12 protein-coding genes are annotated in these 14,354 nt (G+C 60.0%); 6 read left to right on the plus strand and 6 right to left on the minus strand.

The window, feature by feature from the left end:
- Positions 1–187: 187 nt before the first annotated feature.
- The gene (locus tag HYT87_16725; GenBank protein MBI2061384.1) at positions 188–889 is read left to right on the plus strand and encodes a hypothetical protein; all 702 of its coding nucleotides are present in this window, start codon (positions 188–190) and stop codon (positions 887–889) included.
- Here HYT87_16725 and HYT87_16730 read toward each other — a convergent pair.
- The 3 genes from HYT87_16730 to HYT87_16740 are packed head-to-tail and all read right to left on the minus strand — an operon-like array spanning position 873 to position 4,738.
- Positions 873–1,055, minus strand: coding sequence for a hypothetical protein (locus tag HYT87_16730; protein MBI2061385.1), 183 nt, complete (start codon positions 1,053–1,055; stop codon positions 873–875). The two genes, HYT87_16725 and HYT87_16730, sit on opposite strands and share 17 nt — an antisense overlap.
- 9 nt (positions 1,056–1,064) lie before the next feature.
- On the minus strand, positions 1,065–2,447 hold the full coding sequence (locus HYT87_16735) for a hypothetical protein (protein MBI2061386.1): 1,383 nt from the start codon (positions 2,445–2,447) through the stop codon (positions 1,065–1,067).
- On the minus strand, positions 2,444–4,738 hold the full coding sequence (locus tag HYT87_16740) for a cellulase family glycosylhydrolase (protein MBI2061387.1): 2,295 nt from the start codon (positions 4,736–4,738) through the stop codon (positions 2,444–2,446). The genes HYT87_16735 and HYT87_16740 overlap by 4 nt, the downstream gene beginning before the upstream one ends.
- Before the next feature lie 25 nt (positions 4,739–4,763).
- Here HYT87_16740 and HYT87_16745 point away from each other — a divergent pair, with 25 nt between their 5' ends.
- Genes HYT87_16745 through HYT87_16765 form a run of 5 tightly spaced genes read left to right on the plus strand, consistent with a single transcriptional unit; the run spans position 4,764 to position 10,494 of the window.
- On the plus strand, positions 4,764–6,170 hold the full coding sequence (locus HYT87_16745) for a hypothetical protein (protein MBI2061388.1): 1,407 nt from the start codon (positions 4,764–4,766) through the stop codon (positions 6,168–6,170).
- Positions 6,171–6,184: 14 nt separating this feature from the next.
- Positions 6,185–7,642 (plus strand): cellulase family glycosylhydrolase, encoded by a 1,458-nt coding sequence (locus tag HYT87_16750; protein ID MBI2061389.1) that lies wholly within the window; start codon positions 6,185–6,187, stop codon positions 7,640–7,642.
- A gap of 39 nt (positions 7,643–7,681) precedes the next feature.
- Positions 7,682–8,590, plus strand: coding sequence for an alpha/beta fold hydrolase (locus HYT87_16755; protein MBI2061390.1), 909 nt, complete (start codon positions 7,682–7,684; stop codon positions 8,588–8,590).
- Positions 8,591–8,621: 31 nt separating this feature from the next.
- Positions 8,622–10,274, plus strand: a complete 1,653-nt coding sequence (locus tag HYT87_16760) for a sodium:solute symporter family protein (GenBank protein ID MBI2061391.1) — start codon at positions 8,622–8,624, stop codon at positions 10,272–10,274.
- A gap of 4 nt (positions 10,275–10,278) precedes the next feature.
- The gene (locus HYT87_16765; GenBank protein ID MBI2061392.1) at positions 10,279–10,494 is read left to right on the plus strand and encodes a hypothetical protein; all 216 of its coding nucleotides are present in this window, start codon (positions 10,279–10,281) and stop codon (positions 10,492–10,494) included.
- A gap of 82 nt (positions 10,495–10,576) precedes the next feature.
- Here HYT87_16765 and HYT87_16770 read toward each other — a convergent pair whose 3' ends face one another.
- Genes HYT87_16770 through HYT87_16780 form a run of 3 tightly spaced genes read right to left on the minus strand, consistent with a single transcriptional unit; the run spans position 10,577 to position 14,274 of the window.
- The gene (locus HYT87_16770) at positions 10,577–12,412 is read right to left on the minus strand and encodes a hypothetical protein (protein ID MBI2061393.1); all 1,836 of its coding nucleotides are present in this window, start codon (positions 12,410–12,412) and stop codon (positions 10,577–10,579) included.
- Positions 12,412–13,260, minus strand: a complete 849-nt coding sequence (locus HYT87_16775; GenBank protein ID MBI2061394.1) for a lysophospholipase — start codon at positions 13,258–13,260, stop codon at positions 12,412–12,414. Before HYT87_16775 ends, HYT87_16770 begins: the two co-directional genes overlap by 1 nt.
- Before the next feature lie 6 nt (positions 13,261–13,266).
- A complete protein-coding gene (locus HYT87_16780; GenBank protein MBI2061395.1) occupies positions 13,267–14,274 on the minus strand; it encodes a general secretion pathway protein GspK in 1,008 nt (335 codons plus the stop codon).
- Positions 14,275–14,354: the final 80 nt, after the last annotated feature.

Here is a 14,354-nt window from a genome sequence, read left to right on the forward strand (position 1 = left end):
CAGCCTCTTCCTGGCCGGATTTCAAATACATGTTCACATGACACTGTGCTCCTCATGGCCGGAGATGAAACAACGATTCAGGCCGTTTCTCTCCCCACCTCGCGGAAAGCGTTTCCCCTCGCATCGCCAGCGATGGATCATCAGCGAAACGCTGCGCACCGTCCCGAATGAAGACCGGAGGGGCCGCGTGATTCTTCCCACTCTCGCGTCAGACGATTCGACAGTGACCGTCCGCCACCCCAACTATCTGGGGGCCTTCGATCTCAAGACCCGCTCCGGCCACGCGTCCGTCAGCCCCACATTTCCTTCGTTCAGTTCCCTCGTGCGGGGGTTTCTCGCCACGGCTCTCCCACTGGACTCCGGCCTGATCCTGCACGCCGCCGCCATTTCGCTGAAGGGATCGGATGGCACGGTCGTATTCGCCGGGGCGTCCGGGAGCGGCAAGACGACCACCGCACGGCACTTTCTCAAGACCCGGACCCGCTATGTGATCCTATCGGATGAACTGGTTGCGGTGCGTTTGAATCCCAAGCCACGAGCATTCGGTACACCCTTCTGGGGAGATCTTCGGTCGTCGATCGATCCGTCAAAGTCGCGCAATAATCTCTCTGCCCCACTCCGGAAGCTCATTTTCCTTGAAAAAGGGAGCCGAGACGAGCGCAGGCCTCTCACTCAAAGGGAGACCGCAGGCCGACTCCTGAAATGCACCCTCCTCCACAGTCGCTCAAAGACCGTTCTCAGCGGCGCCCTTTCCACAGCTCAGGCCATGGCCGGTTCATGCCCGGCGGAATTGCTGACCTGGAAATCGCTCGACTACCTGACGGCGACAGCTGGAAAACTCGTGGAGGAGCGCGCACCCGCCGGGAGGCGAGTCAGGGCTTTTTCGTAAGGAGCTGCTGAAGGAGAAACTCTTCGTCCTTGGGAGCGAGGTCGAATTTGCGAGCGGTTTCGTGAATGATTTCGGTCAGGGGCTTGTTTGGAAATGCGGTTCGCTGTTCGGAGATCCACCGGAGGGCTTTCTCCATGGGATACGCACCGGGTTGCAGGTCCTTCATGTCGGCCCCCTAAAAGGCGGCGCGCAGCGAGCTCTGCGCGGCGAAGACGGGCCTCGCGGCCTCGGGGTCGATGCGATTGAAAAACGCCCCCGCCGCGCCTCCAGGGATAAGGATCGAGCCGACCACGTCCAGAGAAAAGGACCGGGAGAAATCATGACGGATTCCCGCATCGGCTTCCACTCCCACAAAGACTTCACCCAGGGCGTTTCGCGGTTGAAGCACGGACGCCGCGGCAAGAGTGGTCGAAAGCTCCCAGTTCTCCATCCATCCATAATATACGCTCCCCTCGGCCACCGCCAAACCGCTTCGAACGATCGTGAACAGGCCCGCCTTCTCTCCCATGCCCTCGTCCAAGTTGTCGCCCACATCTCTGAGTTCGTTTTCCGTTAGAAGGAGCGTCTGACTCCGGGATTTTCCGGAATAGTGGAAGGCCGTGTTGCGCCCGTTTCGATCGTCGCCGTCATCCGGGCTGAGCAGAAGCGCGCCGACCATCCATCCTGATTCTCCGGCGGAAGCAGGTTGGCGCTGAATTTCTGTTGGCAAAGTCCCACGACTCCGCCCTTGACGTCCCCGCCCGGCCGCCATGTAGGCCTGAACCGCGCCGGCCAGATGAGTCTCGGTTTCTCCCGTGAAGGAGCCTCCGCGGGTTCCGCCCACCTGCGCGGCCAGATCCACTCCCATTTCCCGCCCCTCCATCACGCATCCGATGTTCGTCGTCTCCGTCAGGAGCCATGTAGGGCGTCCAACCCGTTGTCCATCGTACAATGCAATCAGCGCCGGATTCACGTTGAGTGCCTCGCCACCCTTGGAGGCCGATGCGGCGAACAGGAAAACGTCATGGTTGAAGTTGTTCCGGGTGAGGTCGATGCCCTCCGATGTTTGATCGGGGAGCTGGCCCACCAGCGCCTCGCCGGAATAGGATTCCGTCGACGTCCCCAGTCTCGCGGCGCCGACGTAGTAGCTCATGAAGAGGCGCGTGGGGTCGGAAAAATACTGGTATCCCGCGCGCAAATGGGATTTTTCGGAGACGCGCGCCTGGCTGTAAGCTTGGCGGTGCTTAAAGAACAGGACGTCGTTCGCCGCTTCCTTCGGAAGGAATTCCACCCGATTCCGGCTCCAAAGGTTGAGACCGAGTTCACCGTCGTAACGAACCCGCAGCGAATCGCCGATTCCGACTTCAACTCCCGGATCCAGGAACGTGGCAAAGTAGCCCACCGATTGGCCATCCGGCTGATACAAGGCTTTCGATCCGTCGAAATCGCTGTCGCTCTTGATGACGGCCAGGTTTTGGAGGGAACCGCCGAATTCCACGGTCTTGCCTTCCGCGGCCGCGGAAAACGGCGCTCCTGCAAAGATAGCCGCAACGGCTGCCGCCCTCAGACGAGACCTCATTTCCATTCGCCCAGTCCCCTGCCGTTCACGACTTTGCTGCCTTTGAAGAAGTAGCTCCAACCGAGATTCTCCTGGCCTTTGAGGGGCGGACGAATTCGCACCGTGTGCACGGTCCCCGGCTCGTCCGCCGTGGGGAAGTACAGGAGCGTCGTATTCTCGTGGTCGTACACGGCGTATCCATCGGACAACCACACGTAATACCCATCGGGGTAATAAAGTTCATAGGGGATGAAGATTTCCGTGGGAGACGTCGTTTCCTTGCTCTCGAATTTCAGTTCGAACTCACCCTCCGCGTTGACCACGCCCTTGTCCGGGTCGAAATAGTGCAATCCGGAATTGAACCGCATCGAGACGGGCTTCCCGCTCAGGAACGTGGGATGGGGGCGGCTGTAGGCTTCCTGCGATCTCGGATTGAGGCTCGGATCCACCACGGAAAAATCCTCGCTGTTCCAGCCGTCGCCCCGCTCAAACGTATTCTCGGAGGACCAGCACCACTGGATGTGGTTGAGAAGCATCGACTCGAACGCCTCGTAGTAGTTGTCGAGGATTTCCTTCGCTACGGCATAGTCGGATTCCACGGACTTGTTGATGCCGCCGTAGTTGTAGTACGTGCCGAATTCGCCGACGACCACGGGAATGTTTCCAAGCGAATGGGACGCGCGGGAGATCACGCCCTCGATGAGAGGCCGGTAGTCGCGGAACCGCTGTTCCTCCGGCTTGAAATCCCGCGGCGCGGAATTGAAACCGGGCAGAGGGTAAATATCCGGATACCAATGCGGCGCATAAACCACTTGGTTCAGTCCTTCCGGTCGCGTGGGATTGATTGTGAACAACCCTTCGCCGCTCCCGCCGCCAGTCAACATGCCGAGGACCGTTTCCAGTCCCATCGCCGGCTCGATCCAGATCACGGCGTTCGGATCTTCATCCTGAATGGCCTTGCCGACCTTCTCGTAGAAAGGGGTCATGTGAGCCTGTTCGAACCCGAGGTTCAGGCCGATGACGCCGAGCATGTCGACAAATTCGTAACCCCACTTCCGGCGTGTCTCCGGAGACGTATCGGGAGGCAGCAGCCGGGCCCCGGAAAGGAGCTGTGTAAAATCCTCGGCCAGTTTGGCGTCCGAAAAGACCGATTCGAGGAACTTCTTCACGGCGTCGAGGCTGCCCACGTTCATATAGATGGCCCCCGCCGTGAGCACGATGAACGCGCCAATGGGTTCGTTGATGATGTCGTATCCGATTACGTTGGGATAGTCCTTCACCCGCCGGACCACCTCCACCCACGAGCGCGTGTAGGCGTTCTGAAGGTAGTCCTCGATATTCTCGCCGTTCACCATCAAGTTTGGAAAAGCCGCCTTTCCGGCGAGGAGCGCGGCAAAGCTCCGCTGAACATCCACCGAGAGGGCACCGTTCACCCCCCAATTGGTCCACGGCAGCATGTCCGGCGTCTCGTTCACCTCGAAGGGGTATTTGGGAAGCAGGGGAGTGATGAAACCGAGCAGGCCACCGATGTCGAGATCGAAACCGCCGAATTTCTTGATGATCGAATTGGCGGAAGCCACGAAGGCCGGATCGCTCAAGTTGCCCAGCATGCGCGCCGTTCCCCACGCGGGAGAATCCATGTCCTTCTCAGGCAGGATGGCCTTGACGGCCCATCGGGGGGCGCCGTCGCCGCGAGTCGCGTTGTTGTACGGCGGCAGGAAGGCCACCGCCGTGGTGAGGAGGTCGGGGGGAATTCCCGGTGGGAGGAAGAAGGATAGACCCTTCACGAGGTCTTTCGCAGAGTCGATATCATTGTAGTAGGAGATGAGGTGGCGGCTGAAAATATCCTGGTGCATGTCCATCAGCACGTAGATGCGGTACTCGTTGGCCTTCTCCACGATTTTCGCCAGATAGTCGAGGTACCTTTCATCCACGGAATCCGCCGACACGGGCTGGATGCCTTCCCAATTCACGAGAAGGCGGATCGAGTTGAAACCGAGTTTGCGCATGAGCGCGAAATTCTTGTCCGCTTGATCGAGGGGGAAAGGTTTGTCCTCATAGGTCGGCATCTCGCTCAAAGGTTTCGTGCATTTCACGCCTGTCCTCACGAAGCACGGGTCGTCGTTGGACGGAAATTTCGTGCTCCCGCTCAGGTTGACGCCGTGCAGATAAACGTACCGTCCGTTCTCATCTTTGATGTAGTTCAAGTCCGTGTGAACCCGCGGCATCGGCCGGCTCTCGAAGACCGGTTTCTTCGAGCAGGAGAAGGACAGGATGACGATCGCGGCCAGCCAAAGATTCTTCCGAAGCACGGGCGGATTATACGGTGGTTGAGCGATGAGTCAAAGCTTTTCGACCGGTTCCCCCTGGGGATTCGCCCGGGCTCCCCATACGGATCGTGGACGCATCACCTTCCGAAGCCTCGTCCATGCCAACGATCCGCTGATTCTCATCGAACTGAGGACGACAGGCGACGAGTCCGGAGCGGAGCTCTCATTCCGCCCACAACAGGGCATCAGTCCCCGAATCGCCTGGGCGGAGAGGACGGTCGAGCCGTCCAATCTGCCGCCCCCGCCGACGTATTGGAAGCCGGGCGTGGAGGTTTTCCACCTCGAACGCTACTCCACCCATGACCTGGGCGGCGGAATTCGATTGCCGTTCGTCCACGAGCTGGGCAATCTGACGTGGGCCCTTCACAACTGCTGGCGGCAATATCGCTATTCGATGGATGACGATATGCTGCGCGACCGGTTCTTCCCCCTGCTGCGCGGCAGTATCAATCTCTTTTTGCACATGCTCGAAGAAGGCCCGGACGGGAAACTTCACCTGCCACCGACGCATTCACCGGAATTCAATGACCCGGCGATGGTCCCGGATGCAAACTATGCGCTCGGCCTGCTGCGCTGGGGGTTGTGGACGCTTCTGCAAACCACCTCGCTGCTCCGAATCGACGACGAACTTCAACCCCGCTGGGAATCGACGCTGGAACGATTGACCGACTTCCCCCAGGATGAACACGGCTTGATGATCGGCCACGGGCAGCCCTTGGATAAAGGACACCGCCATTTTTCACATCTGATATCGATCTTTCCGCTCCATCTGCTCAGGCCGGATGATCCGCGGGACCGTCCTCTGATCGAACGCTCCTTCCAGCACTGGCTCGACCTGGGCGCGGGGACGCCGAATTTCAATGGCTACAGCTACACCGCCGCCTCATCCATACACAGTTCACTCGGCCACGGGGACGCGGCTCTTGAAATGCTAAGCGCGGCTCTGAAAATGTTCAGCCCGACCACGATGTATGTGGAATCGGCGCCCGTGATCGAAACGCCCCTTAGTGCAGCCGAATCGATTCACGACATGCTCCTCCAAAGCCACAACGGGATACTGCGTGTACTCCCCGCCGTCCCACGCGCCTGGCCGGACGTCGCGTTTCACGATCTGCTCGCCGAGGGCGCCTTCCTCGTCAGCGCAACAAGGAGAGAGGGCCGCACGCGCATGGTGCGGATTCGGAGCCTTGCCGGAGGGATCTGCCGTTTGAAGACCGATCTTCCCCGACCGCTCCACCCCCTTGGACCGCCGGCCCTCTCCATTAGGGAAGAGGACGACGGGATTGTGGAATTGGACCTGAGGAAAGGAGAGGAGATCGTGCTATTCTCGGACCCGGATGTTCCTGAACTCGAGATCCAGCCGGTGGCGCCGCTTCGTTCGGACGACCGCTTCAACCCCTTCGGAGTGAAATAGAAGGGACCGCACTCATGATAGCGGAATGGAAGACACCCTTCTCGAACGGCATCGGGCCGCTGCTGGCGGCCGGGCTCGTCGCCGGAATGGTCTCCTGCTCGGACGGCGAGCGTCGAGCAGGAGACGCTGCTCGTCCGTCCGCGGAAGACCATTCCTGGCGATTCATTAGAGACGACGAGGGACGCGCCCTCATCCTGCACGGAACCAACATCTCCAATTCCAGCAAGGTCGACCGGCACCCCAGGGTGACGCAGGAGGCCGTGATGAGGCTCTCACGGGATTGGGGATTTAATTTTGTCCGGTATTTGATTTTCTGGGCCAAGATCGAACCGGAGGCCGGCGTCTACGATGATCTTTTTCTGGATGAGGTCGGGGAACGTCTGGACTGGTTCGCCGAAGCCGGGATCCAAGTGGTGCTCGATATGCACCAAGACCTCTGGGGGCCCTCTCTCAACCGCTGTTTCCCGGAGGAGATTTACAACGGCGCCCCCTCTTGGGCGACGATCATCGACAGCCGGCCGTACGAATCCCATTGCAGCGTGAACTGGGGCCTGGACTACTTCTCGCCGGATATCTCCCGTGCCTTCGACAATTTCTGGGATTACGAGAAGCATCCCGAGTTGCAGGATCAATACGCCGCCATGTGGGTGCACGTAGTTCAACGGCTCAAGGATCATCCCGCCGTCCTCGGCTATGATCTTATGAACGAACCCTGGCACGGAACGGACTTCGGCCGGGAGAGGGAATTCGACGAAACCAAAATGCATGGATTCATCCAACGGATGATCATGGCCATCCGCGCCGCCGACAATGATTCATGGATCTTCCTCGAACCCCGGGCGGGCATGATCAATCAGGGCCGGGCTTCCTACCTCCCGCCCTTTGTGGATCCGCGATCGGGGCCGCCACACCTCGTCTATTTCCCGCACATGTACCTCGTTTCGGTTGACTCCGGCGCGTATCGCTCCGGTGTTTCAGACTTCGCGGATTGGTTCGACAACCGGCGGGCCGAGGTCGAAATCCTGAGAACTCCCCTGGCCGTGGGCGAGTGGAGTCCCAACGGCAATCCGGTATTCCTGCACGACCTCCTCAAGGGTTTGGATGACATGACGTCCGGTTGGGCCCAGTACCAATACGAAGGCGTCTTCGGGTCCGAAAACGACGGCATGCGCCGCGTGTATCCTCAACGTGTGGCCGGCACTCCCCATTCCTGGTATTACGATCCATCCAGCCGCGAGTTCTCTCTGAGATTCGACGGCGATCGTGATATTTCCGCGCCGACCGTGATCTATGTGCCCGCGAAGGTTCATTTCCCGGAGGGTTGGGAGCTCCGAGTCGACGGCATCGATCCCTCCCGCTATCGGTTCGAATGGGACGAGCCAACCGAGACGCTTTCCCTGCGGTTCCTGGCCGGCGCGCCACGGGAGCGAATCGTGCGGATAGGGCCGAAGGCCGGCGATGTGAAGAATTGAATCCCAAGATCAATGATCATTGATGTTCGCCGTGACAAGATGAGAAAAGGCCCTGCCCTCGGATACGAACCTTCCCACGCGGTCGGAAAAGCGCATGCCACCAAGGTCGATGGAAATTCAATCGCGTGGGCCGAAACGGGGCGAGGGAAACCCCTCCTGTTGATCCATGGGGTGATGGATTCGCATCGTACCTGGCGCCGGCTTGCCCCGCTGCTCGCGAGGCGCTTCCGGGTTCTCATGCCGGATCTTCCCGGACACGGGTATTCCGGCCGTCCCGATGCACCCTACACACTGGCCTGGTACTCCAAAACCCTCAGCGCCTGGATGGAGGCGATTGGAGTCCGCCGCGCCCACGTTTGCGGACACTCCTTTGGAGGCGGAATCGCCCAGTGGATGCTCCTGGAGGACAGGAGGAGAGTGGATCGGCTGGCTTTGGTATCGTCCGGGGGCCTCGGACGAGAAGTCAGTTTCGGATTGCGCGTATCAAGCTTCCCCGGACTCGGTCCGCTATTGACGCCCCTCGTCTTGCGCCTGGGTTTGCCTCTCGCCCAGCGGATCACTCCGGGCGCTTTCGGCCATAACGAGCCTGATGAGATCGAACGACTCGTGAGGATGTGCCGCATTCCAGGCAGCGACCGGGCGTTCAATCGAACCGTCACGGGCGTCATCAACATCCTCGGACAACACGTCCAGTCCTTCTCGCGCGCAGGGGAGATCAAATCGCTCCCGCCCATGGCCTTGTTTTGGGGCGACAAGGACCCGATCTTGCCGATCTCCCACGCCCACGCCGCCTGCCGTCGATTGGAGCATTCCACCCTTTCGGTCTACCCCGGCGTCGGCCACTACCCTCATCTGGATGAACCCAACCGATTGGCGGCGGAACTGGGCACGTTCTTGACGGATCCGAAACGCCGGTGCGCACGCCTGAGGATGGGCGATTTCCGTTGAAACCCGTCCCATTTCCAATAGAATCCGCAACGTGACCACGATTCATTTGGCCTGGGTCGATTGGCTCGTCATTGCCATCTACTTCGCGTTCATCATCGCCATCGGGTTCTACCTCAAGCGATTTACGAAAACGGGGGACGACTTCTTCCTCGCCGGGCGAAAGAACAGCGCATGGGTCGCGGGACTCGCCTTCCTTTCGGCCAACCTCGGCGCGCTCGAAATCCTCGGATGGACCGGCGCCACGGTGAAGTACGGCATGTTCGTGGCCCACTTCTACTGGATCGGCGCGGTCCCCGCGATGCTTTTCCTCGGCCTCTATATGATGCCGTTTTACTACAGCAGCAAGATCCACTCGATCCCCGGATACCTCAAACTGAGATTCGACGAGAAAACGCGGGTCCTGAACGCACTGTCCTTCGCCGTGATGACGGTCCTCATGAGCGGGATCAACATGTATCTCATGGCGCTCGTCTTTCAGATTTTCCTCGGATGGAACTTCGACGCCTGTCTGTGGATCTCCGCCATTACCGTGGCCTGTTACATCACGATGGGGGGGCTGCTCTCCGCGATTTTCACCGAGACGATCCAATTCTTCCTCATCTGGTTCGGGCTGTTTCTGGTCGCCATCCTCGGCATCGTGGAAACTCGCGGCGAACTGCTGACCACCGTGCCCGAGGCCATGCGCTCGCTGTGGGCCACCTCCGCCGATCCTTCGATGAATCCCATGGGGGTGACCTGGCTCGGCATCGCCGTCGGCCTTGGATTCGTCCTCTCGTTCGGCTACTGGACGACCGACTTTCTCATCGTCCAGCGGGCTTTTTCCGCGAAGGACCTCCGAACCGCGCAGATGTGCCCCGTGATAGCGTCCTTCTTCAAGATGGCGCTCCCGATGATCGTCGTCGGGGCCGGGCTGGTCGCCTGGAAACTGGGGCAATCGGGACAACTCACGCTCTTGACCAATGCCGCCGGCGATCCCAATTACGACTCCGCCCTGCCCCTGCTCCTTGCGCGATACTATCCGCACGGCCTGATGGGCCTCGGCATCACGGCGCTCATGGCCGGATTCATGGCGGGCCAGGCCGGCAACATCAGCGCCCTTAACACGGTATGGACGTACGACATTTACCGGGCCGTGCTCAATCGCAACGCCTCGGACCAGCATCTCCTGTGGATGGGGCGCGTGGCCACGCTCGTGGGAATCGTGCTCAGCATCGGGGCGGCCTACTGGGCACGACAGTTTCCGACGATCATGGACTACATCCAGGCGATCTTTTCGTGGGTGAACGCTCCGCTCTTCGCCACGATGCTCCTCGGAATGTTCTGGAAGCGGACCACCTCCGCGGGAGCGTTCTACGGATTGCTGGCAGGGATGGGGGCTTCGTTCCTCATGTTTCTCGGTCTCAAGTTCGGCTGGTTCTCGGGCCAATGGCTGACCTTTTCCACGCACGCGAGCGATATGAGCAATAATCTTTGGAGGGCGTTCTGGGCGTGGATCATCTGTTTCACGGCCACCATCGCCATCAGCGCCGTCACGAAACCAAAGCCGGACGCCGAATTGGAAGGGCTCGTGAAGGCCCTGACGAAAACCGTCCGCGTAGGGGAGACGCCGCTTCTTTCCCGGCCCGGATTCTGGGCCGTTATTTCATGCGTGATCCTCGTCGTACTGAACGTGTGGTTCTGGTGAGGCTATGACCGAAGAAAAAGCCATGCTGTCGGTGTGGGCGTGGGTGGGGATCATCCTGCTCGTGTACGGCGCGATCGTAACCGGCTCGGGCGTCTACTATGCAATCGGCTCCCCGGCCCCCACGGTACTGGGTGAACTCAACCCCGCCGCCTGGTGGGGCTGTATCATGCTCATCGCCGGCGCCGCCCTCTGGTTCCTCGGCCGAAGACCGGCCTCCTAAAGACGCACCCTGAAGGGTGCGCCTACCAAGACCTACCCCGATCCGGTAGGCGCAGGCTTCAGCCTGCGTCCGAACACGCGGCCTAGAACGTCAGGCCCAGCATCAGGGAAAGAATCCAGCGGTTGTAATCGCGCTGCGTTCCGGTGTCCCGGTTGACGGTGTAGTTGAAGCCACTATCGAGGTACAACCGGCTGGCGAAGGACTTGTACAGGCCCGTTCCAATCCGGAAGGTTTTTTCGCTGCCCTCTTCCACCGTCGCCACCGATCCCGTCTGCTGATCGGTGCCGCTTTGAGCCGGAGCCGGCGCGGGGGTGCGGTCCCAAGCCTTGTGATGGTACCCCGTGAATACGCTCCATTGGATGTCCGCCGGGAGCAAGACCCCGAGGCTTAGATCCGACCGGAATCCGTTGTAGGCAAACTGGTTGGTTGAATCTTTCACCGGCTCATTCCGATCGTAGCCCAGTTCGATCCGGCTCTGCAGAAGTCCCTGGATGATATCGACCGAGAGAAAGGAAAAGGCGCCGGTGTTCACGATGGTGAGGGCCTGCGCGATGCTGGAGTCCGTTCGGACGTAATGGTCATATCGCCCGGGAATGACGATGCCCAACGCGGCGCGATCCCCCAGAACGCGGCTCACGCCCGCTGAGCCGTTCACTTCGATGTAGGACGGCGCTTTTCGGAAGAGCAGCACCCCCGCCCCCGCATGGGCGTCGAACCGGTAGTTCTCGTTGTCGAAGTAGCGAAGGGCTGAACCGTCGAGCATGGCGAAGGTCATGTCGTATTTGCGAATGTCGCTGTTCTCCCCTTCGAAATGTAGGGTTTGACTCGCCGAAAGATCCGCCGTGAGGCGCGATTCGGGAGTGGGCAGCGTCCACACCGCGCCGTCCAGGGCGAGTTGGGTTCGAGTCCCGCGGAATCCCTCTTCCAAATTCAGCGGACTGAGGATCACGTTCGAGTCCTCCTGCACACCGAGACCGGTGGTCACCTTCCAATTCTTCTCCTCCAGGGCCTTCCGCTTCCGCGCCTGTTGCAAGACAACGAGATGCTCCTCCGCCATCTCCTTCATTCTGGGATCGGTGGCATTGTCCCGAACGGATTGGAATCGCGCGGTCGCTTCGGCGAAGCCTTCCTGTTTGTACGCCACGAGGCCGAGGTAGTAGTCGATTTCGGCGTCGGTTTGCGGATTCATGCCTTTGGCGCGGTTCAGATGTTCCTTCGCATGCTCCATATTGCCGGAGAGATACGCGGACACGCCGGCGTAGTAGTAGACCTGCCGCACATTGGGATCCGCCGAGATCGCGGCATCAAGATGTGAATGAGCCGATGCGTACTGGCCGGAATAGTAATCGGAGAGGCCTTTCGAATACTCGGTCTCGAAGACCTCGTTGAAACCGCCGGGCCCGAGCTGCGAGCGCTGCTCTTTGAGGACCAATTGCTTGCCCACACCTTGAACGACTGCGGGGAGACGATCCGTTTGCGTCGGAGAAGTAACCACCGTGACCGACGATCCACCGGACCGCAAATTCACCATTTTCACGGTGACGGACCACGAGCCCGCGCCACCCGCCACCGTTCCCAGGAACAAGCGATCCGCCGGGAGGCTCTCCACCATTTGGAAGATGCAGGTCGTGTCATTCTTGCAGCCGTAGATGCGGTTCACATAGTCCGGCCCCGCCGCCTGAGTGAATTGGGCCGGCGTGACGTAGTTCACGGGTCCGAGTTGCCCGAGGCCATTCACAAACGATGTGGTGGCGAGGTCCGCCACCGCCTGATCCACTCCCTGCCCGCGGAAGTTCAGGACGGCGATCCGGATGGCGGCCTGAGCCAAGGCGTTGGAAACGCCCGTGAAGAGTGATGAGTAAAGGGTGATGAGAAATAGAATCGCCATCACGCACGCCCGGGGCTTCACATCCCTCATCACACTTCACTCTTTACCTTTTTGAGGATCCATTGGCCCACGGTGTCAAAAGCTTCCGGCCGTCCAATCTCATGAAAAGGCTCGTGCTTGAACTCCGGCCAGGAATTGAGGGTCTTATCCGAGTGCCCGACGTTGGCGAAGAAGGCCTTCGCGGCGTCCACGCTCACAATTCGATCGCTCTCTCCCAGAATCATGAGGAGGGGAAATTTCCAGCCGGCGCCGTCCGCCTGCACCCGATCCATGGCGGCAACCATCTCGGTAAACAGCCGGGTGCTGATCCGCCGGTGGACGAGCGGATCATCCACGTACGCCCTCACCTCCGCCTCGTCCCGCGAAAGGAGCTTCGGATCCAACTCATTGTCCATCGTCAGGTCCGGCATCAGCTTTGAAAGGCCGCGGCCGACGGCCGCTTTCAGGGCCGGAACTTTGACGGCAATCCCCAGCGCCGGCGAGGAGAGAATGACGCCGCGCGGCGAATGCGATCCGGTCTGGAACAAAGACCAGTGGGAGACGATCAACCCTCCCAGGCTGTGGCCCAGCACGAAAAGTGGGATACCCTTGATCCACTTGGGAATGAATTCGAGAAACGCGTTTATGTCTTCTCCGTAAGTTCTAAGTGAATCGACACAACCACGCCTGCCTTCGGTACGGCCATGCCCGCGCAGGTCCATGGCAAAGACCTCGATATTGGATCGGACCATCGCGTGGGCAAACTCTTTGTAGCGGCCGGAGTGCTCCCCCAATCCATGGACCACCACGAGCGCGCAGCACGGTTTTTCGGACCTGAACCTGCGGTAGAAGATCCGCGTCTTGTCCTTGGCGAGGAAATGCTCCGAAAATTCCGTCACGTTGAACTACTGCTCCCGCCAGTACAGGAATTCCATCTCACTCCGGCCTGATTTGGACCGGTTGATCACGGCGGTCACCACCACGGTGGTTTCGCTCCCCTCCGCGCCCACGCGCCCGATCGATGTGACCGAAAAGACATCGCTCTTCACGGTCATGTACTGGGCCGGCAGGGTCCCCTGGAAGATTCCGGTGAATTGGGTGGCGTCGATGCGATCGAATGGCTTCTCCTCCCGCCGTCGGATGATCTCTTCGGCCGCCCGTTCAAACTCCGGCGCAAGGCAGGCCAGAACTTCCCGCTTGACCGTGTTCACGTTCACTTTGGAAAACCGCGGGGGCTGCGGGGCGGCAGGATTCGTCTCCCCCTGTCTCGGTGGGGGCGCCTGCCAGCGCGGATAGACGGTCAGGAACGGGCGCAATTTCTCCAGGTTGCTCCAGCCGATCCCTTCGACAAGCCCCAATTCGGAAACCGTCTCGAACGGCGCGTCCGATCGCAGAATGGGTGGAATCCTCGCGGAATAGTAGTCTTCATCGAAATTGTCCCCCTTTTCGGAGGAGGTCGACCACTCCTTGATCCAACGGTAGGCGTTCTTCACGTCCAATTCGACTTTCACTTCCTTAGCAAGACAGGCCAGCTGCTCCTCGCTCATCTCCTGAGCATTCAGTTTGCTCATTTCGTCCTCCACGAAGGCTTGGACGCGACCCTCTCCCAACGGCAGTTCATTGGCCGGCGGCTGGAGATTCCACGGCTCCCCCAAATAGTCCACATCTTTCTTGCTGACCGTGCTCGGAAGGAGCCCCTCCGCGTCGGCTTTGAGGAGCGCTCCGACGGTATGGACGCCGGAGTGGGCCAGGGCGCGCGCCTTCACGGTGTCGCGGAGGGAGGTTGTGATGAGGTAATGGGATTGTCCCGTTTCCGCGACTTCGACGGACATGATGGTCAGCATCGTAATCAGGACCATGACCATTAGCAAGGCAATCCCGTTCTTGGAGCCTAGGATCGTCCGGAACCGCATCACGATCCCTTCAGCACTTTCACCTGGGCGAGCGGTAGAAACACCTTCGTGGTGTGGACCTGCACTTCGCCCGCCGGGCT

The sequence above is a fragment of the Nitrospirota bacterium genome, assembly GCA_016180645.1.
In the GTDB taxonomy this organism is placed as follows: domain Bacteria; phylum JACPQY01; class JACPQY01; order JACPQY01; family JACPQY01; genus JACPAV01.